Source organism: Kribbella jejuensis (assembly GCF_006715085.1).
Classification (GTDB): domain Bacteria; phylum Actinomycetota; class Actinomycetes; order Propionibacteriales; family Kribbellaceae; genus Kribbella; species Kribbella jejuensis.
The window spans coordinates 1,292,163-1,308,916 of record NZ_VFMM01000002.1 but is presented as its reverse complement, the minus strand read 5'-3'; the positions used below and the strand labels follow the sequence as shown (position 1 = coordinate 1,308,916).

General features: G+C 67.9%; 16 protein-coding genes and 1 pseudogene. 8 read left to right on the top strand and 9 right to left on the bottom strand.

Annotation, left to right across the window (positions count from 1 at the left end; all coding sequences use genetic code 11):
* Window positions 1–15: 15 nt before the first annotated feature.
* The 4 genes from FB475_RS26345 to FB475_RS26330 are packed head-to-tail and all read left to right on the top strand — an operon-like array spanning window position 16 to window position 5,249.
* The gene (locus FB475_RS26345) at window positions 16–1,392 is read left to right on the top strand and encodes an extracellular solute-binding protein (RefSeq protein WP_141859216.1); all 1,377 of its coding nucleotides are present in this window, start codon (window positions 16–18) and stop codon (window positions 1,390–1,392) included.
* Window positions 1,389–2,330, top strand: coding sequence for a carbohydrate ABC transporter permease (locus FB475_RS26340; RefSeq protein ID WP_141859215.1), 942 nt, complete (start codon window positions 1,389–1,391; stop codon window positions 2,328–2,330). Before FB475_RS26345 ends, FB475_RS26340 begins: the two co-directional genes overlap by 4 nt.
* On the top strand, window positions 2,327–3,178 hold the full coding sequence (locus tag FB475_RS26335) for a carbohydrate ABC transporter permease (protein WP_202878510.1): 852 nt from the start codon (window positions 2,327–2,329) through the stop codon (window positions 3,176–3,178). The genes FB475_RS26340 and FB475_RS26335 overlap by 4 nt, the downstream gene beginning before the upstream one ends.
* Window positions 3,179–3,206: 28 nt before the next feature.
* Window positions 3,207–5,249, top strand: a complete 2,043-nt coding sequence (locus FB475_RS26330; RefSeq protein WP_141859214.1) for a beta-galactosidase — start codon at window positions 3,207–3,209, stop codon at window positions 5,247–5,249.
* On the opposite strand, the gene FB475_RS26325 is transcribed toward FB475_RS26330, so the two are convergent.
* Window positions 5,243–5,758, bottom strand: coding sequence for a COG4315 family predicted lipoprotein (locus tag FB475_RS26325; RefSeq protein ID WP_141859213.1), 516 nt, complete (start codon window positions 5,756–5,758; stop codon window positions 5,243–5,245). The two genes, FB475_RS26330 and FB475_RS26325, sit on opposite strands and share 7 nt — an antisense overlap.
* A gap of 89 nt (window positions 5,759–5,847) precedes the next feature.
* Here FB475_RS26325 and FB475_RS26320 point away from each other — a divergent pair, with 89 nt between their 5' ends.
* Together FB475_RS26320 and FB475_RS26315 are read left to right on the top strand one after the other, a co-directional pair.
* Window positions 5,848–6,348: a sigma-70 family RNA polymerase sigma factor gene (locus tag FB475_RS26320; RefSeq protein WP_141859212.1), complete on the top strand. Its 501-nt coding sequence runs from the start codon at window positions 5,848–5,850 to the stop codon at window positions 6,346–6,348.
* On the top strand, window positions 6,345–6,953 hold the full coding sequence (locus FB475_RS26315) for an anti-sigma factor family protein (RefSeq protein WP_141859211.1): 609 nt from the start codon (window positions 6,345–6,347) through the stop codon (window positions 6,951–6,953). The genes FB475_RS26320 and FB475_RS26315 overlap by 4 nt, the downstream gene beginning before the upstream one ends.
* 1 nt (window position 6,954) lies before the next feature.
* On the opposite strand, the gene FB475_RS26310 is transcribed toward FB475_RS26315, so the two are convergent.
* The 4 genes from FB475_RS26310 to FB475_RS26295 all read right to left on the bottom strand — a co-directional run bounded on the left by FB475_RS26310 (window position 6,955) and on the right by FB475_RS26295 (window position 10,710).
* The gene (locus tag FB475_RS26310) at window positions 6,955–8,208 is read right to left on the bottom strand and encodes a hypothetical protein (RefSeq protein WP_141859210.1); all 1,254 of its coding nucleotides are present in this window, start codon (window positions 8,206–8,208) and stop codon (window positions 6,955–6,957) included.
* 6 nt (window positions 8,209–8,214) lie between these two features.
* Entirely contained in the window at window positions 8,215–9,783 is a 1,569-nt protein-coding gene (locus FB475_RS26305) for an alkaline phosphatase D family protein (protein ID WP_141859209.1), read from the bottom strand.
* A gap of 127 nt (window positions 9,784–9,910) precedes the next feature.
* Entirely contained in the window at window positions 9,911–10,285 is a 375-nt protein-coding gene (locus tag FB475_RS26300) for a DUF1304 family protein (protein WP_141859208.1), read from the bottom strand.
* A complete protein-coding gene (locus tag FB475_RS26295) occupies window positions 10,282–10,710 on the bottom strand; it encodes a cupin domain-containing protein (RefSeq protein WP_141859207.1) in 429 nt (142 codons plus the stop codon). Before FB475_RS26295 ends, FB475_RS26300 begins: the two co-directional genes overlap by 4 nt.
* A 122-nt stretch (window positions 10,711–10,832) precedes the next feature.
* Between FB475_RS26295 and FB475_RS26290 the strand changes: the two genes are divergently transcribed.
* Window positions 10,833–11,852, top strand: coding sequence for a helix-turn-helix transcriptional regulator (locus FB475_RS26290; RefSeq protein ID WP_141859206.1), 1,020 nt, complete (start codon window positions 10,833–10,835; stop codon window positions 11,850–11,852).
* On the opposite strand, the gene FB475_RS38450 is transcribed toward FB475_RS26290, so the two are convergent.
* A complete protein-coding gene (locus FB475_RS38450) occupies window positions 11,839–12,213 on the bottom strand; it encodes a helix-turn-helix domain-containing protein (RefSeq protein WP_420359231.1) in 375 nt (124 codons plus the stop codon). The two genes, FB475_RS26290 and FB475_RS38450, sit on opposite strands and share 14 nt — an antisense overlap.
* Before the next feature lie 6 nt (window positions 12,214–12,219).
* Window positions 12,220–12,738 (bottom strand): annotated as a pseudogene (locus tag FB475_RS38445) (cupin domain-containing protein); the annotation flags it as partial.
* A gap of 121 nt (window positions 12,739–12,859) precedes the next feature.
* On the opposite strand from FB475_RS38445, the gene FB475_RS26280 reads away from it, so the two are divergent.
* Window positions 12,860–13,711, top strand: coding sequence for an SDR family oxidoreductase (locus FB475_RS26280; RefSeq protein ID WP_141859204.1), 852 nt, complete (start codon window positions 12,860–12,862; stop codon window positions 13,709–13,711).
* Here the strand turns inward: FB475_RS26280 and FB475_RS26275 are convergent.
* Window positions 13,708–15,318: an alpha/beta hydrolase gene (locus FB475_RS26275; protein ID WP_141859203.1), complete on the bottom strand. Its 1,611-nt coding sequence runs from the start codon at window positions 15,316–15,318 to the stop codon at window positions 13,708–13,710. The two genes, FB475_RS26280 and FB475_RS26275, sit on opposite strands and share 4 nt — an antisense overlap.
* Before the next feature lie 111 nt (window positions 15,319–15,429).
* Complete coding sequence (gene clpX / locus FB475_RS26270) at window positions 15,430–16,722, bottom strand: ATP-dependent Clp protease ATP-binding subunit ClpX (RefSeq protein WP_141859202.1); 1,293 nt, start codon at window positions 16,720–16,722, stop codon at window positions 15,430–15,432.
* Window positions 16,723–16,754 lie beyond the last annotated feature (32 nt).

The following is a 16,754-nucleotide window of genomic DNA, read 5'->3' as shown; positions in this document are numbered from 1 at the left end:
AGGAGTTGTTTCGCAATGTTCATCAACCGAATCCGCCGGCGCACGTCCGCCGGCACCGCACTCGTCCTGGCCGCTGCTCTCGTTCTCGCTGCCTGTGGTGGCGGCGGCGGTGGGTCGGCGTCCGGTGGCGCGAGCACGGCACAGACCGTGAGCCAGTCCGATATCGACAAGGCGATGTCCACGCCGACCGAACTCACCTTCTGGACCTGGGTGCCGAACATCCAGCAGGAGGTGAACCTCTTCGAGAAGAAGTACCCGGCGATCAAGGTGAAGGTCGTGAACGCCGGCCAGGGCACCCCGCAGTACACCAAGCTCCGCACCGCACTGAAGGCCGGCACAGGCTTCCCGGACGCGGTCCAGATCGAGTTCCAGTACATCCCGACGTTCGCGCTGACCAAGAGCCTGATGGACCTGCGTCCGTACGGCGCGGAGGCGCTGAAGGACAAGTTCGTGCCGTGGACCTGGCAGCAGGTCGTCGGCTCCGGCGGCCAGGTATGGGCGGTACCGCAGGACAGCGGCCCGATGGGGATGCTGTACCGCAAGGACATCTTCGACAAGTACGGCATCGCCGTACCGAAGACGTGGGACGAGTTCGCCGCCGCCGCGCGCAAGCTGCACGCCGCCGACCCGAACGTGTCGATGACGAACCTCGCGCAGAGCCAGGCCGGCGTCTGGTTCGGGCTGTTGTGGCAGGCCGGGGTCAAGCCGTTCGAGACGCCCAGCACCGACTCGGTCAAGGTCAACCTGAACGGCGACGGCTCCAAGAAGCTCGCGACCTACTGGGGTGGGCTGATCAAGGACGGTGTCGTCTCGGCCGACGCCGACTTCAACGACGCGTGGTACCAGGCGCTGAACCGGGGCAAGTACGCCACCTGGCTGACGGCCGCGTGGGGTCCGGTCTTCCTGGCAGGTAGTGCGAAGGCGACCGCCGGCAAGTGGCGGGCGGCTCCGCTCCCGCAATGGCAAGCCGGCCAGAACGCGTCCGGCAACTGGGGTGGCTCGACGACGGCCGTGGTGCAGGGGACGAAGAACCCGATCGCCGCCGCGAAGCTGGCCGAGTTCATCAACACCGACCCCGCGTCCACGAAGATGTTCGCGACCCAGCAGTTCCTGTTCCCGGTCACGAAGGCCCTGCTGGCCGACAGTTCGTACGTGGATCAGCCGCTGCCGTTCTACGGCGGCCAGCCGGTGAACAAGCTGTTCGCGGGGATCAGCGACACGGTCGACACCAAGTTCCAGTGGCCGCCGTTCCTCGACCAGGCCGTCAACGACTGGAACGAGACCGTCGGGAAGTCGTTCGCCAACAAGAGCGACACCAACGCGGCGCTCGACCAGTGGCAGGACCGGATCACGAAGTACGCGCAGAACCAGGGCTTCAAGGTCAACCAATGAGTGTCACAACCGATCAGCGGCTCGAGGCATCGGCCCCGAGCCGCCGGGAGGCCCGTCGGCAGCGGCGTGGCGTCGGCCACGCCTCCACCGGCTACGCCTTCGTTGCGCCCTTCATGGTGGTGTTCGTCGCGATGCTGGTGCTGCCACTCGCGTACGCGGCGTACCTCAGCCTGTTCCAGGAGCGGTTGATCGGCGGCACGGTCTTCGCCGGGCTCGGCAACTACACCCGTGCGCTGACCGATCCGCGGCTGCTCGACGGGGTCGGCCGGGTCGCGTTGTTCTTCGTGATCCAGGTGCCGGTCATGCTCGTGATCGCTTTGGTGGCGGCGCTCGCCATCGACAGCGGCCTGCTGCGCGCGGCCAAGGCGTTCCGGTTGGGCATCTTCCTGCCGTACGCCGTACCGAGCGTGGTCGCCGCACTGATGTGGGGCTACCTGTACGGCCGTGATTTCGGCCCGTTCTCGCAGCTGGCCGGCGACCTCGGCCTGCCCGCGCCGAAGTTCCTCACGTCCAGCTGGATGCTCGGATCGCTGGCGAACGTCGTCACCTGGGAGTTCACCGGCTACAACATGATCATCCTGTACGCCGCTCTGCGCGCGGTCCCGCACGACCTGTACGAAGCGGCCGCGGTCGACGGCGCGGGCGCCATCCGAACCGCATGGAGCATCAAGATTCCTGCCCTGCGACCGGCGCTCCTGGTGTGCGTGATCTTCTCGGTCATCGGCAGCTTCCAGCTGTTCAACGAACCGCAGCTGATGCAACGGCTCGCGCCGAGCGTCATCGACAGCGGCTACACCCCGAACCTGTACGCGTATTCGCTGGCGTTCACCGGCCAGGAGGTGAACTACGCCGCGGCCGTCTCGTTCCTGCTCGGCGCGGTCATCGTCGTCGCGTCGTACGCCGTTCTGTTCGTCACCACGCGAAGGAGCAGGTCATGACGGATCGTCGCAGCAACGTCTTGACCGTGTGCATGGTCGTGCTCGTGATCTACTTCCTGCTGCCGTTGTTCTGGCTGGTGATCGCGTCGACGAAGAACGTCGGTGACCTGTTCTCGAGCTTCGGGCTGTGGTTCGCGCACGACTTCTCGTTCTTCTCGAACGTCCACGACACGCTGACGAACAACGGTGGCGTGTTCGCGCGCTGGATGGGCAACACGGTCTTCTACTCGGTGGTCAGTGCCGGCGGCGCGGCGTTCCTGTGCGCGCTCGGTGGCTACGGCTTCGCGAAGTACCGGTTCCGCGGCAACTCGGCGATGTTCGGGCTGGTGCTCGGCGCGATCATGGTGCCGACGACCGCGCTCGCTATCCCGACGTACCTGTTGTTCAGCAAGGCCGGGCTGGTGAACACGCCGTTGGCGATCATCCTGCCGTCGCTGGTGAGCCCGTTCGGCCTGTACCTGATGCGGATCTACGCACAGGACGCCGTTCCGGACGGGATCATCGAGGCGGCCCGGATCGACGGGGCGAGCGAGTTCCGGATCTTCTTCCAGGTGGCCCTGCGACTGCTGGCTCCTGGCGTGGTGACGGTACTGCTCTTCACGCTGGTGGCGACGTGGAACAACTACTTCCTGCCGCTGATCATGCTCAACAACCCCGATCTGTACCCGGTCACGGTCGGTCTGGCCGCCTGGTCATCGCAGGCCGGCGCCGGCGGCGGTACAACCGGCGCCGTGCTGTCCCTCGTCATCACCGGCTCCTTGCTGTCCGTCGTCCCGCTGATCGCCGCCTTCCTGTTGCTGCAGCGCTACTGGCAGTCCGGGCTGGCGTCCGGCGGAGTCAAGGCCTGACAAACCCCTTCTATCATTGGAGAAACGCGTGCCGGAGCGTGTGCTCTTCGGAGCTGCGTACTATCACGAATACCAGCCGCACGACCGGCTGGAGCAAGATCTCGACCTGATGGCGGCCGCCCATTTCTCGGTGATCCGGGTGGGCGAGTCGGTCTGGTCGACCTGGGAGCCGGAGAACGGCCGCTTCGACCTCGACTGGCTGCAACCCGTCCTCGACGGCGCGCACGCACGCGGTATCGCGGTCGTCCTCGGCACCCCGACGTACGCCGTACCGCCGTGGCTGGCGCGCCTGTACCCGGAGATCACCGGCGAGCGGCAGACCGGGCAACGGATCGGCTGGGGCGCACGGCAGGAGGTCGACTTCACCCATCCCGGGTTCAGGTTCCACGCCGAGCGGGTGATCCGCAAGATCGCCGAGCGGTACGCCGGCCACCCCGCGGTGATCGGCTTCCAGGTGGACAACGAGCCGGGCAACGAACTGCTGCACAACCACGGCGTTTTCCAACGCTTCGTCGACAGTCTGCGGCACAAGTACGGCGATGTGCAGACGCTGAACGATGCCTGGGGCCTGGTCTACTGGTCGCACCGGCTCTCGGACTGGGCCGACCTGTGGACGCCGGACGGCAACGTCCAGCCGCAGTACGACGTGGCGTGGCGCCAGTTCCAGGCGGACCAGACGACCGAGTTCATCGGCTGGCAGGCCGACATCGTCCGCGAATACGCCCGCCCGGACCAGTTCGTTACCACCTGCATCGCGTACGAGCGTCCCGCGGTCGCGGACGACGAGCTGGTACGGCGTCTCGACGTGACGTCCGGCAATGCGTACTACTCGATGCAGGACGGACTGGAACACCCACAGACCGATGCGCCACAGCAGGGCTGGACGACCAACGGCACGTGGGCGCTGTACCTCAGTGCCGATCGCATGTACTCGTCGAAGCAGAGCCCGTTCCTCGTCACCGAGACCAACGCGCAGTCGATCGGCTTCCCGTGGAACAACCGTCCGGCGTACGACGGCCAGTGGCGGCAGGCGGCGTGGGCCCTGGTGTCACGGGGTGCCCAGATGATCGAGTACTGGCACTGGCACACGCTGCACTTCGGTGCGGAAACCTACTGGGGCGGGGTCCTCCCGCACAGCGGTCTGCCGGGCCGTACGTACGGGGAGATCGCGCAACTCGGCGCTGAGTTCGAGGCCGCCGGCTCGCTGGTGGCAGGTCTTACCCCGGACAGCGACGTCACGATGCTGTACTCGCTGCCCAGCAAGTGGCTCATGCAGAAGTACCCTGCTCTCGAGCGCGCGAACGGCGGTCCGGACGAGCGCTCGTACCACGGGTTCTTCGATCCCTTCTACCGTGGGGCTTTCGACGCCGGTCTGCAGGTCCGCATCCTGCACGCGAGCCAGTTCACTCCTTCGGTGACCGACCACCCGGTTCTCGTCGTACCAGCGCTCTATCTGGCGGACCAGGACTTGCTGGATCAGTTGGTCGCGTACGCCGAGGCCGGCGGGCACCTCGTCATCGGCCCGCGGACCGGGTATGCGGATGAAGAAGCGCGCGTGCGGACCGACGTCCAGCCCGGCGGACTCGCCGCCGCGGCAGGCGTCCGGTACGACGAGTTCAGCAACCTCAGCCGGGACCTCCCGGTACGCGGCGTCGGCCTGGACCTCACCGCTGACGCCGCGGCCACCCGCTGGGCCGACGGGCTGGTCGTCGACGGCGCCGACGTACTCGTGGGCTACGACCACCCGCACTTCGGGAGGTGGCCGGCCGTCACCACCCGGGCGCACAGCGCGGGCCGGATCACGTACGTCGGCACCGTGCCGAACCCGGCGCTCGCGGCCGCGCTGTTCCGGTGGATCAAACCCGCGCCGCCGAGCGACCTGCCGGCGAGCGTGACCGTCAGCTCCGCGACCGCCGCGGACGGCCGGCGGATCCGGTTCGTGCACAACTGGTCGTGGAACAGCGTCGGCGTGAACCTGCCGGATCCAGCCCACGACGTTCTCGCGGACCAGCCGGTCAACGGCAAGCTGGAGCTGGGTCCGTGGGACGTCCGGGTGCTGCTGGATCAGTAACCGTTGCCGTAGCCGCCGCCACCCGAGGACTGTGACGGAGCCGTCGAAGGGGCGGCGCCCGACGTGGTGGCGGCGTGCCAGGTGAAGCTCATGCCGGAGAAGTTGTCGGTGACGTTGTTGCCCTTGGCCTGGCCGTTGTTGTCGAGTTTGAAGGTGTAGAGCGGCTTGCCCTGGAAGGTGAGCTGCTCGGCACCGGTGTCGGAGCGCTTCATCGTGCCGAGGCCGCTGACCGCCTTCGCGTCGGCGGCGGTCCCGGTCGCGGGCACCCAGATGTCCAGGCAGCCGGACATGCACTTGAGCATGCCGCCGGCCTCCTGGTCGGTGAAGTACAGCGTCTTGCCCGAGGCATCGACAAGGGCCTTGCCGACTCCGCTGACATCCTTGACCGAGACCGCGGCGGCCGCGCCGCCGCCGGCGGCCGGGGTGGAACTGCTGTTGCTGCCGCCGCACGCGGTCAGCGTGCCGGCCGCCGCTATGGTTGCACCTAGCAACAAGATTGTGGTTTTCATCGGGATCTCCTCTCGTTGGGCAGATACGTGGGATCCGGCCGGCCGGTTCAGATTGAACCGTTCGCGGCTGTCCCGCGTAGTTGACAGGTGTGGATGACGACACGGTGATCCGCGCGCTGTACGACAGGTACCGGCGGTCGTTGTTCGGGTACGTACTGCGCTCGGTGGGCGACCGCCAGTACGCCGAGAACATCGTGCAGGAGACGATGGCCCGCGCCTGGGCGCATGCGGGCGACCTCGACCCGGACCGGGCCGGCCGCTGGCTGTTCACGGTCGCGCGCAACCTGGTGATCTCGGGCCGCCGTAAACAGGGCGCCCGGGTGACCGAGGTACCGATCGAGGGACGCGAGTTCGCCGCGCTCGGGGACGACATCGACCGGGTGCTGCAGGTGTGGCAGGTGATCGACGTACTGCGCGGACTGAGCAAGGACCACCGGCAGGTGATCGTCGAGCTGTTCTACCGGCGGCGCACCGTGAACGAGGCGGCCGCCGTCCTCGGTGTACCACCGGGAACGGTGAAGTCGCGCAGCTACTACGCGCTGCACGCTCTGCGCGCGGCGCTGGAGGAACGAGGGGTGACCGGCTCATGACGTGTCCGGAGACGACATCGATCGGCGCCTACGTGCTCGGTGCGCTGGAGGCGTCGGAACGGCATGAGGTCGAGGAGCACCTGGCTACCTGCTCGGCATGCCGCGAGATGCTGCTGCAGTTCGCGCACCTACCCGGGCTGCTGCATGCGGTACCGGTGGAGGACATCGAGATCGACCAGCCGGAGCCTGCGCCGCTGCAGCTCACCAAGAAGAAGCGGCCGCGCAAGCGCTGGGTTCTGGCGGCAGCGTCGGCTGCCACGATCACTGGTGTCGTCAGCTGGGGTCTGGTGACCGCACCGGCCTCTGCCACCTGGACAGCCAGGGACGGGGTCGGAGGTATCGACACCACGGCCAAGCTGGTGAGTCGTGGCTGGGGTACCGACATCCAGCTCCAGCTCACGGACCTGAAGCCGGACGAGCACTGCATGCTCGTCGTACACAGCCGCGACGGCAGCACGCAGACAGCCGGTTGGTGGGCCGCCAACGGCAACTACCGTGCCCAGGTCCCGGCCAGTACGTCGATACCGCTGAAGGACATCGTTCGTCTCGAGGTGGTCGACACCGGGGACACCGTGCTCAGTACGGTGTCCCCGACGACGCACTGATTCACCAACTGTTGTTGGAGATTCCTGTACCGAGCATGACCTGGTCGTACGTGTTGCCGTCGTTGTCGTCGGTGTAGGCGACGGCTACTTCGGCGTACGGCGAGACCGCGACAACCATCTGCTCTTGCCGGCCCGTGGTGACCGAGCTGAGCTTCTGCGACGACAGGCGGCCCGTGTCGGTGCCGTCCGTACCGAAGCCGCGCACCCAGACATCAGGGTCGGCGCCTTGAACGGTCCAGCCGACGACGGACTGCGCTTGGTCGTCGATGCCGGTGGACGGTGCGGTGCCGCCCGCAGCTACCTCGGTGTCGGCGTAGCGCGCAGTGCCGGTTGACGTGAACGAGCGGGTCCAGACCGCCGGAGTACCGGTGTGGTCGGACTCCCAGGCGACGGCGAAGTCGCCGTTGAAGTTGGCTGCCACCGATGCGTGCGTCTGCTGGCCGCCGCCTTCAGAGTTTGCCGTACGTCGTGAGAGCGTTGCTGCACCGTTGGTGCGTGCCAGCCGGATCAGCCCGATGTTGTAGTACGCGTTGGCGTCGCCGTCCTCGTCCCAGACGACAACGGCGTCACCCGACGCCGACACGGCTACGTCCGGGTTGTGGTGCTGTCCTGTCGTCTGGGAAGCGGTCACCTCCCAGGCGCGTGTGGTCGGTCCGGTGAAGCCGGCAGCCTTCACGGTGGCCTGTGCGCCGGTCTGGATGTCCTCCCATACGACCGTGAACGCAACTGCGCCACCAGAAGGTGCCCCATCCGGGTCTACAGCGACGCGGGGGTTGATCTGCTGTCCCGTGGCGCTGCTGTTGGCGTTGCCGGACGCTGTCACGGTGCCTGCTGTGTTCACGACGCGGTACGGGATGTTGTAGAACCCGTTGCCGTCCGGGTCGTCCTGCCAGACCACGACGGCGTTGCCCTTGTCGTCAAGGCCGACGTCCGGATGCAGGTGCCGCCACGTGGTCACACCGCTGTCGCCGCCGGCGGACAGCTTGGTCTCGTAAAGCGCCGTGCCGTTGAGGAACAGCCGCAGGTAGATCTCGCTGTGAACGTTGTCGGTCGCGTTGTCGGTGTCGCGGTCGTCCTCCCAGACCACGGCGACGTACCCGTTCCGGTTGGTTGCCACGGATGCGTTGTCCTGGTCGCCCGTGGACACACTGTTCGCCGTCGTCCAGGTCGGTGTGGCGAGGTGCGCAGACGCAGTGCCGGTGGCGGCAACAAGCGAGGCCACTGCGAAGGCCGCGGTTGCAAGAGTCTTCTTCATCGGTCGTCACACCGCCTGCAGGCCGGGACGGCCGTCTTCGATCACGAACGACTTCACGGTCGTGGCCGCCGCGCCGTGCTCGGTCACCTTCGCGACCGCACGGAAGTCCGCCTGCAGCTGGGTCGGGCTGATCGTGGTCCGGACATAGCCACGACGGTTGTTGTAGAACTTCAGCCACGGGTTCGTACCGACGTCGGGAATCGTCGTGGCCCCGTCGCCGTCACCACCCGACGTCACCGAACTGCTGACCAGTTCGCTGCCGATGGTCGCCGAGCTCGCGTTGTTGTAGTCGGCCTTCAGATCACTGGCCCACGCGCGGTGCACGTCACCGGTGAGTACGACCGGATTGCGGGTCCCGCGGTCGACCCAGCCCTGCTGGATCCGCGCGCGGGAGGCGCGGTACCCGTCCCAGGAGTCCATGCTCGCGCCGGTCGAGTTGAACCGCCGGGCGAAGAACACCTGCTGGCCGATGATGTCCCAGGTCGCCAGGTGCTGGTTGAAACCGTCGAGCAGCCAGGTCTCCTGCGCGTTGCCAGGCAGGCTGCGAGAAGCCAGATCGGCGTCCGAGCAGACCTTCCAGCCGTCGCCACAGGCCTGGTCGTCGCGGTACTGCCGGGTGTCGAGCATGTGGAAGACCGCCAGGCTCCCCCACCGCAACCGGCGGTAGAGCGGGATGCTGTTCCCGTTGTTCGCCTGCGCCGGCCGCAACGGCATGTTCTCGTAGTACGCCTGGTACGCCGCGGTACGGCGAGCCGTCCACTGTGCCGTGGTGAGACTAGGCGTGCTGTCCGCCCTGACCATGTTGGCGTAGTTGTTCTCCACCTCGTGGTCGTCCGGTACGACGATCCACGGCGCCGCGGCATGTGCCGCCTGCAGGTCCGGGTCGGTCTTGTGCTGCGCGTAGCGCCGCCGGTAGTCCGCGAGCGTGACGATCTCCGTGGTACCGGCGTACAGACGCGGCCGGCCGCTGGTGGCGCCGTACTCGTAGATGTAGTCGCCGACGTGCAGGATCAGGCCCGGGTTGTCCTCGGCCATCCGCCGGTACACCGTGAAGTAGCCCTCCTCGTAGTGCGAGCAGGAGGTGAACGCCATCAGCAGGTTGCGGCCGTTGGTACCGATCGCGGGCGCGGTGCGGGTCCGGCCGACGGGTGAGATGAAGCCCTGGGCACGGAAGCGGTAGTAGTAGTCGGAGTCCGGGTTCAGCCCGCCCGCGATGACATGCACCGAGTGGGCAGCGGCGTACGACGCTGTGACCGTGCCCGAGGCGACCAGCGTGCTGAAGGTGTCGGTGGTCGACACCTGCCAGTCGACCGGCACGTCGGCGTTGGCCATTCCGCCTTGGCCGTCGGCGTTGAGCGGGCTGGGGGCCAGGCGCGTCCACAGTACGACGCTGTTCGCATCCGGCTCGCCCGAGGCGATGCCGAGCTGGAACGGGTACGGGACGGCGGCGGTGGCGGTGATCACCGAGGTCTGGGCGGTGGCTGGGCGGATGGCTGGCCGGGTGGCGGGGAGGGCGCCGGCCCCGGCCGCGGCGAGTCCGCCGAAGACAAGGGTCCTGCGACTGATTGGGCTCATGGGCCTCACCTTCACGGGTACTCAGGGCGGTAGGCCCCCTGATCGGCCGAACTGCGAGTGACCGTTAGGGGACCTTGAGTGTGTGCGGTGCATTCGTGCCCATGATTGCGCAGAATCGGTAAATTTCCTACAGCAGGACAAGGAACAGCAAGAGAGCAGTCGGCACACCTTCCATGAGTGTGTTGAGCCAGAGCCGTCGCTCCGTCGCGAGCAGCACGAGCGCGAGGAACACGTGCTGTCCGGCAGTGAACGCGACCAGCGCCTCGCCCTGCGGGACGTGCCCCGACTGCGCGAGCACCACACCGAGGGCCAGCGCGACTGCGGTGGTGAAGTTGTAGAAGCCGAGGTTGACGATCCACAGCTTCACCGCGTCGAAGTCACGGCGTTCGAGCAGAAACAGTGGATACAGCCGCGGATGCCGGTAGAAGAACGACTCCATCAACCAGACACCCGCCAGCATCACCGCGATGACGACCGCCAGGACCTGCGCCGCCGTACTCATGGCAGGGTCACACCGTGGCGCGCGGACACTTCCCCCAGCGCCACGTAGTCGGTGGGGTCGGCCTCGGCGAGGTCGGCGAAGAACGCGCCCATCCGCCCGGTCTGGCTGATGGTCAGGAACTTGGCCGACGGGGTGAGCACCGAGAAGGTGTTCAGCGTTCCGGCCGGGATGCTGATCGCGGCGCCGGGGCCGAGGTCGTAACCCTGATCCTCCGCCTGCACGAGGATCCGGCCCTGCAGGACGTAGAACGCCTTGCTCCACGACTCCCGGTGCGGGGGTGCCGCGTCGGCGCGCGGCGCGTCGATCTCGAACACCTCGTACTGCCCACCGGTGTGTTCGGCGCCGATCTTCACGGTCACGGTCGCGTCCGGGGCGGCGTACTCGACGCCGGTGCCCGCGCTGCTCAGATGCACTGATTCGGTCATAGCCGGGACGGTAGGAGGGCGGGGGGGCGAGCAACCATCCCGGCACACGAGGCTTGTGGCGCGGCCGGAATCCCCACATTTCCGGGATAGGCGGCAACGACCCGGCGGCGCATACTGAGCCTATGTGGGAGGGCCGGGCGCGGGCCGCGCGCCGGGACATCGCGGCACTGGCGACCTCGGGGATGGGCGTCGCCGAACTGCACGCGGCCGCGATCGAGGTGGTCGAGCAGGTGGTCGGCAGCGAGCTGACCTGCTGGGCCGGTATCGATCCCGGCACGCTGGTGATCAGCTCGATGACCAGCGGTGCGGCCCGCATCCCCGCGGAGTACGAGCCACGGCTGGCGGAGACGGAGTACGCCGGAACCGTGCCGAACTCGTTCGCCGAGCTGGCCCGGACCTCGCACCAAGTCGCCCGGTTGTCGGACCTGCCCTACCGCGAGGTGGCCGGGCACCGCCGGCTGCACGAGGTGTGGCGGCCGCTCGGGATCGAGCACGAGGTGCGGACGACGTTCGTAGTCGACGGCGACTGCTGGGGCGCGGCCGGATTCGTCCGCAGCGGGCCGGACTTCAGCGATCGCGAGCTCGAGTTCCTGGGGTCGGTGGCACCCGTGATCGGCGCGGCCACCCGGGTCGCGGTCCGCACCGACGCGCACGGGTACCGCGGCGGGGCCGGTCCGTCGATCGTCGTCACCGGTCCGACCGGCACGCTGCGGGCGATCACCGCGGCCGCGCGGACCTGGCAGGACGAGCTCGGGCAGCGGTTCGACGTACTGCTCAAGGCGGTCGTCACCGGGACCCGGGCCGCTTCGTCCGGGACCTTCCAGGCCCGGCTGCAGACGCCGTCGGGTGGCTGGATCCTCATGCAGGGCAGCCGGTTGATCGGCGACCTGGACAACGACGTCGTCGTGACGATCGAGCCGGCATCAGGCAAGCACCTGCTGGGAATGCTGCTCGCTGCCTACGGACTCACCACGCGCGAACGCGAGATCTGCTTGGAGGTCATCGCCGGGCACAGCACGACCGCGATCGCGGACCGGTTGTCGATCTCGCCGCACACCATCCAGGACCACCTGAAATCCGCGTTCGCGAAGGTCGGCGTCCGCAGCCGTGGCGAGCTGGTCGCAACCCTCAGACCGGAGTGAGCTGCTTGCGGTAGGTCCCCGGTGGTACGCCGAAGTCACGCTTGAACGCCTTCGCGAACGCGAACTCCGACGTGTAGCCGATCTCCTTGGCGACCGTCGCGAGCGGGCGGTCGTGGTCGCGGAGCAACCGCGCCGCGGTCGTCATCCGCCAGCGGGACAGGTACGTCAACGGCGGCTCCCCGACCGCCTCGGTGAACCGGCGGGCGAACGCGGCCCTGGACAACCCGACGCCGGACGCCAGCTCGGCGACCGTCCACGCGGCACCGGGCTTCTCGTGGATCAGCTCGAGCGCCTGGACGACGGACGGATCGGTCAACGCCCGCGACCAACCACGATCGGTAGGGCAGTCGTTGTCCTCCATCCACGCCCGCAGGATCAGCACCAGCAACGCATCCACCAACGCCGGTACGACGGCCGCCGCGCCGGGCCGCTGCGCATCGAGCTCCTCGCCCAGGATGCTGATTGCCGTATGCAACGAACGGTGCCGGCCGGGATTCGCGGGTACGACGACCACGTCCGGGAGCCTGGTCAGCACCGGGTGCGGACGCTCGCGGTCGAGCCGGTACGTGCCGCACAACAGCAACGCCCGCGCGCCCTGGCCCTGCACGGGTTCCTCAACCGCCGGGTCGAAGTCGACGAGCGGCGAGTCCGGGTGGTCGGCGAGCGCGTGGTCGGTACCGCGCGGCAGCAGCACCGCGTCGCCCGGGCCGAGCTGGATCGGGTCGCCGTCCGGCGGCAGCAACCACGCCGTACCCTGCAGGACCAGGTGGAAGGTCGCGCCGAACGAGTGCGCGAACCGGAGGCCCCACGGACCGCGGACGTCGGTACGCCCGGAGTTGGCGGGACCGGTCCGCATCGCGTCGACGACATCGGCGAGTACATCCATACCTGGCATCATACGCGCGGCGATCAAGACGATCGGACATAAATCAGCGCTTCATGGACATAGATCCACTCGCTGCGGCTGCCTACTGTCGATGACAGACATCGACTTGAAGGAGTACTTGATGAGCATCGTCGTCACGGCCGCAACCGGTCACCTGGGCACTCTCGTCATCGACGAGCTGCTGCAGCGGGTCCCCGCGGACCAGGTCGTCGCGGTCGCACGGAACGCCGAGAAGGCTGCGCCGCTCGCCGATCGCGGCGTCGAGGTGCGGATCGCCGACTACAACGACGAGGGCGCACTGGCGAAGGTCTTCGGAGCGGGCGACACGGTCCTGCTGATCTCGGGGCTGGAGCCGAACCGCCGCGAGCAGCACCGCGCGGTGATCGCCGCCGCTCGCGAGGCCGGAGTGGCCCGGCTCGTGTACACCAGCGTGCTCGGCGGACCGGCGGCCGATTTCGACCTGGCCGCGGACCACCTCGCCACCGAGCAGGCGATCCTCGACTCCGGCCTGCCGTACACGTTCCTGCGCAACGGTTGGTACAGCGAGGTCTACACCGACCAGATCCCGGTCCAGCTGGCCAACGGCGTGGTCGGCAGCGCCGGCGACGGACGGATCGCGTCCGCGCCGCGCCGCGACTACGCCGCGGCGGCAGCCGTCGTACTGTTCGGGGACGGGCACGAGAACAAGGCGTACGAGCTGAACGGCGACACCGACTGGACGCTGACGGACTACGCCGCCGAGCTGGCGAAGCAGTCCGGGAAGGACGTTGCCTACCACAACCTTTCGCCCGCGGACCACGCCCAGGTGCTGATCGGCGCGGGGTTCCCGGAGCCGGTCGCGCAGCTGTTCGTCGGCGTCGACGACGCGATCGAGCGCGGCCGGCTGGCGCGGCACGGCAACGACCTCAGCACGCTGATCGGCCGTCCGACCACGCCGATCGCCGACACGATCGCTGCCGCTCTCAAGGGCTAGCGACCGCCTGACCAGGCCCGCAGGACGTCGCCCACGCGCGCCCCGGGTGTGGGGTCGAACGGCTTGCGGTCCTGGCTGCAGGTCGCACCGTCTTCCGGAGCCTTCAGGTCGGTCAGGTAGCTGGTGATCATCGCGTCGGCGCAGGTGCTCTTGCCGATCGTCGTGTGACCCCAGCCCTCGACCGTGACCATGCGGGCGTCCGGGTACAGGTCGGCGTACGGCCTGGTCGCCTCGTACGGGGTGGCCGGGTCGTGCCGGGTACCGAAGACGAGAACCGGTTCCTTCACCTTGTTCGGCCACGGTCCGAGGAACGCGTCGCGGTCGCGGATGCCGAGGAACTCGCACTGGATGCCGACCCACGCCCGGTACGCCCCGAAGTGCGGCGCACGCTTGTCCGCCGCGGCGGCGTACGCCGGGTACGCCAGCGGACGACCGGACTGCTTCGCCTCGACGCACGGTTGCAGGACGCTGCCGACCGAGGTGTAGTCCTCCTTGCGACGGTTCCACTCGACCAGTGCCTGGGGTGCGCTCTTGGCTGCCTTGGCCCGGTTCGTGCCCGCGAGCTGTGCCCACATCTCTGCCAGGGCAGGGAATCCGGCCGGGTCGTACAGGTTCGAGAACGTGATCGCCACCGCGACGGCGTACGTCACCTTGAGCGTAGAGCCGTCGGGCAGCGGTACGTCGATGGGCTGCGTCTTCAGCCGCTCGAGCGTGCTCTCGACGACGGTCTTCGGGTCGCCGAGCTGGTTCAGCACACAGTTCGCTCCGGCCTTCTTGCACTGGGCAAGGAACTGCTCGTACGTGTCGTACGCGCCGTCGCCCTGCTTGAGCCGGACGCCGACGGGCGCCTTGTCGCCGTTCGAGCCGGAGTACCACTCGGGGCTGAGCGTGCCGTCCAGTACGAGCGCCCGGACCTTGTTCGGGAACAGCTTCGCGTACGTCGCGCCGAGGTACGTCCCGTACGAATAACCGACGTACGAGAGCTTGGCGTCGCCGACCGCCTGCCGGAGCAGGTCCATGTCACGCGCGACGTTCGCGGTCGAGAAGTGCGCGAGCCGGTCGGGCGAGGTCGTCCGGCAGTGGGCCGCGAGCTTCGCGGCGTCGACGATGAAACGACGCTCCTCCTTCGGTCCGACCGGGAACGGCGGGACGTTTGCGAGCGCCTTCGCCTCGTCGGCCGCGGTCGGGTAGCAAGTGGCCGGATCCGAGTGCCCGACACCGCGCGGGTCGAACCCGAGGATGTCGAACCGCGCCCGTACCTCAGGCGTGTAGATCTGCTGACCGGCCTGCTGGATGAAGTCCACGCCGGGACCGCCAGGACCGCCGGGGTTCGTGAACAGCGTGCCGATCCTGTGCGCGGGATCCGTGGCCGGCAGCCGGGTCAGCACGATCGTGGTGGTCGGACCGTTCGGGTGGTCGTAGTCCGTCGGCACTTCGACCGACGCGCACTGGAACGGCTTCAGCTTCGGATCGGTCCCGCAACTCCCCCACGCGATCTTCGGTACGACGGAACTCGCGTGGGCGAGCGTCATCGGCGTCATCGGCGCCAGCAGGATCACCGCCGCGCCGGCGGCGGACAGTCTTCGGAGAATTGTTCTGGGCGTCATGCGCCGAAGGTAGGCGGGCAGCTCCTCCCGTCGCGTCCACCACGAGAAGGAGGCCGGGAACCCGCCTCTCGGCGGACCCGGCCTCGTTCTGGTGACTGCTGACGAGCGGTGTCAGGCGCTCTTGTCGCGGCGCTTGGTGCGGTCCAGCTGGTCGCGGGGGATCAGCGTCGGGTTGACGTTCTCCAGGACGACCTTGCCGGTGACGACGACCTTCGCGACATCCTCACGGCTGGGCACCTCGTACATCACGTTGAGGAGGACCTCTTCCATGATCGCCCGCAGGCCGCGGGCGCCGGTGCCACGGAGTAGGGCCTGGTCGGCGATCGCCTCGACCGCGTCGTCGCTGAACTCCAGCTCGACGTTGTCGATCTCGAACAGCCGCCGGTACTGCTTGACGAGCGCGTTCTTCGGCTCCGACAGGATCTTGATCAGTGCCTCGCGATCCAGCGGCGACACCGTCGTGATCACCGGGAGCCGGCCGATGAACTCCGGGATCAGCCCGAACTTGAGCAGGTCCTCCGGCATCACATCGGCGTACCCGCCGAGTTCCTTGGGCTTCTCCGGCTCGCGGCTGGTGTTGAAGCCGAGCGTCTTCTTGCCGACCCGCTGCTCGACCATGTGGTCCAGCCCGGCGAACGCGCCGCCGACGATGAACAGCACGTTGGTCGTGTCGATCTGGATGAACTCCTGGTGCGGGTGCTTACGGCCACCCTGCGGCGGCACGCTCGCGGTCGTCCCCTCGAGGATCTTCAGCAGCGCCTGCTGCACGCCCTCGCCGGACACGTCCCGGGTGATCGACGGGTTCTCGCTCTTGCGGGCGATCTTGTCGACCTCGTCGATGTAGATGATCCCGGTCTCGGCCTTCTTGACGTCGTAGTCGGCCGCCTGGATCAGCTTCAGCAGGATGTTCTCGACGTCCTCACCGACGTACCCGGCCTCGGTCAGCGCGGTCGCGTCCGCGATCGCGAACGGGACGTTCAGCATCCGGGCCAGGGTCTGCGCGAGGTACGTCTTGCCGCAGCCCGTCGGGCCGATCAGCAGAATGTTCGACTTGGCCAGCTCGACGGCCTCGTCCTTCGCGTGCCGGCCGGCGCTGGAGGCGCCCTGGCCGTCGCGGACCCGCTTGTAGTGGTTGTAGACCGCTACCGCGAGCGCCTTCTTGGCCACGTCCTGACCGACGACGTACGCATTGAGGAAGTCGTAGATCTCGCGCGGCTTCGGCAGCTCGGTGAGTCCGACCTCGGAGCCCTCGTTCAGCTCCTCCTCGATGATCTCGTTGCAGAGATCGATGCATTCGTCGCAGATGTAGACGCCGGGACCGGCGATGAGCTTCTTGACCTGCTTCTGACTCTTTCCGCAGAACGAGCACTTGAGCAGGTCGCCGCCGTCACCAATGCGTGCCACCGGGACAGATCCCTTCTATGCGCAGTCGGACC

Excerpts from the sequence above, each read along its gene's own strand:
- FB475_RS26290 (WP_141859206.1), top strand. The coding sequence starts at position 10,833 with ATGTGGGAGGGCCGGGCGCGGGCCGCGCGCCGGGACATCGCGGCACTG.
- FB475_RS26305 (WP_141859209.1), bottom strand. The coding sequence starts at position 9,783 with ATGAGCCCAATCAGTCGCAGGACCCTTGTCTTCGGCGGACTCGCCGCG.
- FB475_RS26280 (WP_141859204.1), top strand. The coding sequence starts at position 12,860 with ATGAGCATCGTCGTCACGGCCGCAACCGGTCACCTGGGCACTCTCGTC.
- FB475_RS26295 (WP_141859207.1), bottom strand. The coding sequence starts at position 10,710 with ATGACCGAATCAGTGCATCTGAGCAGCGCGGGCACCGGCGTCGAGTAC.
- FB475_RS26335 (WP_202878510.1), top strand. The coding sequence starts at position 2,327 with ATGACGGATCGTCGCAGCAACGTCTTGACCGTGTGCATGGTCGTGCTC.
- FB475_RS26345 (WP_141859216.1), top strand. The coding sequence starts at position 16 with ATGTTCATCAACCGAATCCGCCGGCGCACGTCCGCCGGCACCGCACTC.
- FB475_RS26325 (WP_141859213.1), bottom strand. The coding sequence starts at position 5,758 with ATGAAAACCACAATCTTGTTGCTAGGTGCAACCATAGCGGCGGCCGGC.
- FB475_RS26275 (WP_141859203.1), bottom strand. The coding sequence starts at position 15,318 with ATGACGCCCAGAACAATTCTCCGAAGACTGTCCGCCGCCGGCGCGGCG.
- FB475_RS26300 (WP_141859208.1), bottom strand. The coding sequence starts at position 10,285 with ATGAGTACGGCGGCGCAGGTCCTGGCGGTCGTCATCGCGGTGATGCTG.
- FB475_RS38450 (WP_420359231.1), bottom strand. The coding sequence starts at position 12,213 with ATGGAGGACAACGACTGCCCTACCGATCGTGGTTGGTCGCGGGCGTTG.
- FB475_RS26315 (WP_141859211.1), top strand. The coding sequence starts at position 6,345 with ATGACGTGTCCGGAGACGACATCGATCGGCGCCTACGTGCTCGGTGCG.
- FB475_RS26310 (WP_141859210.1), bottom strand. The coding sequence starts at position 8,208 with ATGAAGAAGACTCTTGCAACCGCGGCCTTCGCAGTGGCCTCGCTTGTT.
- FB475_RS26340 (WP_141859215.1), top strand. The coding sequence starts at position 1,389 with ATGAGTGTCACAACCGATCAGCGGCTCGAGGCATCGGCCCCGAGCCGC.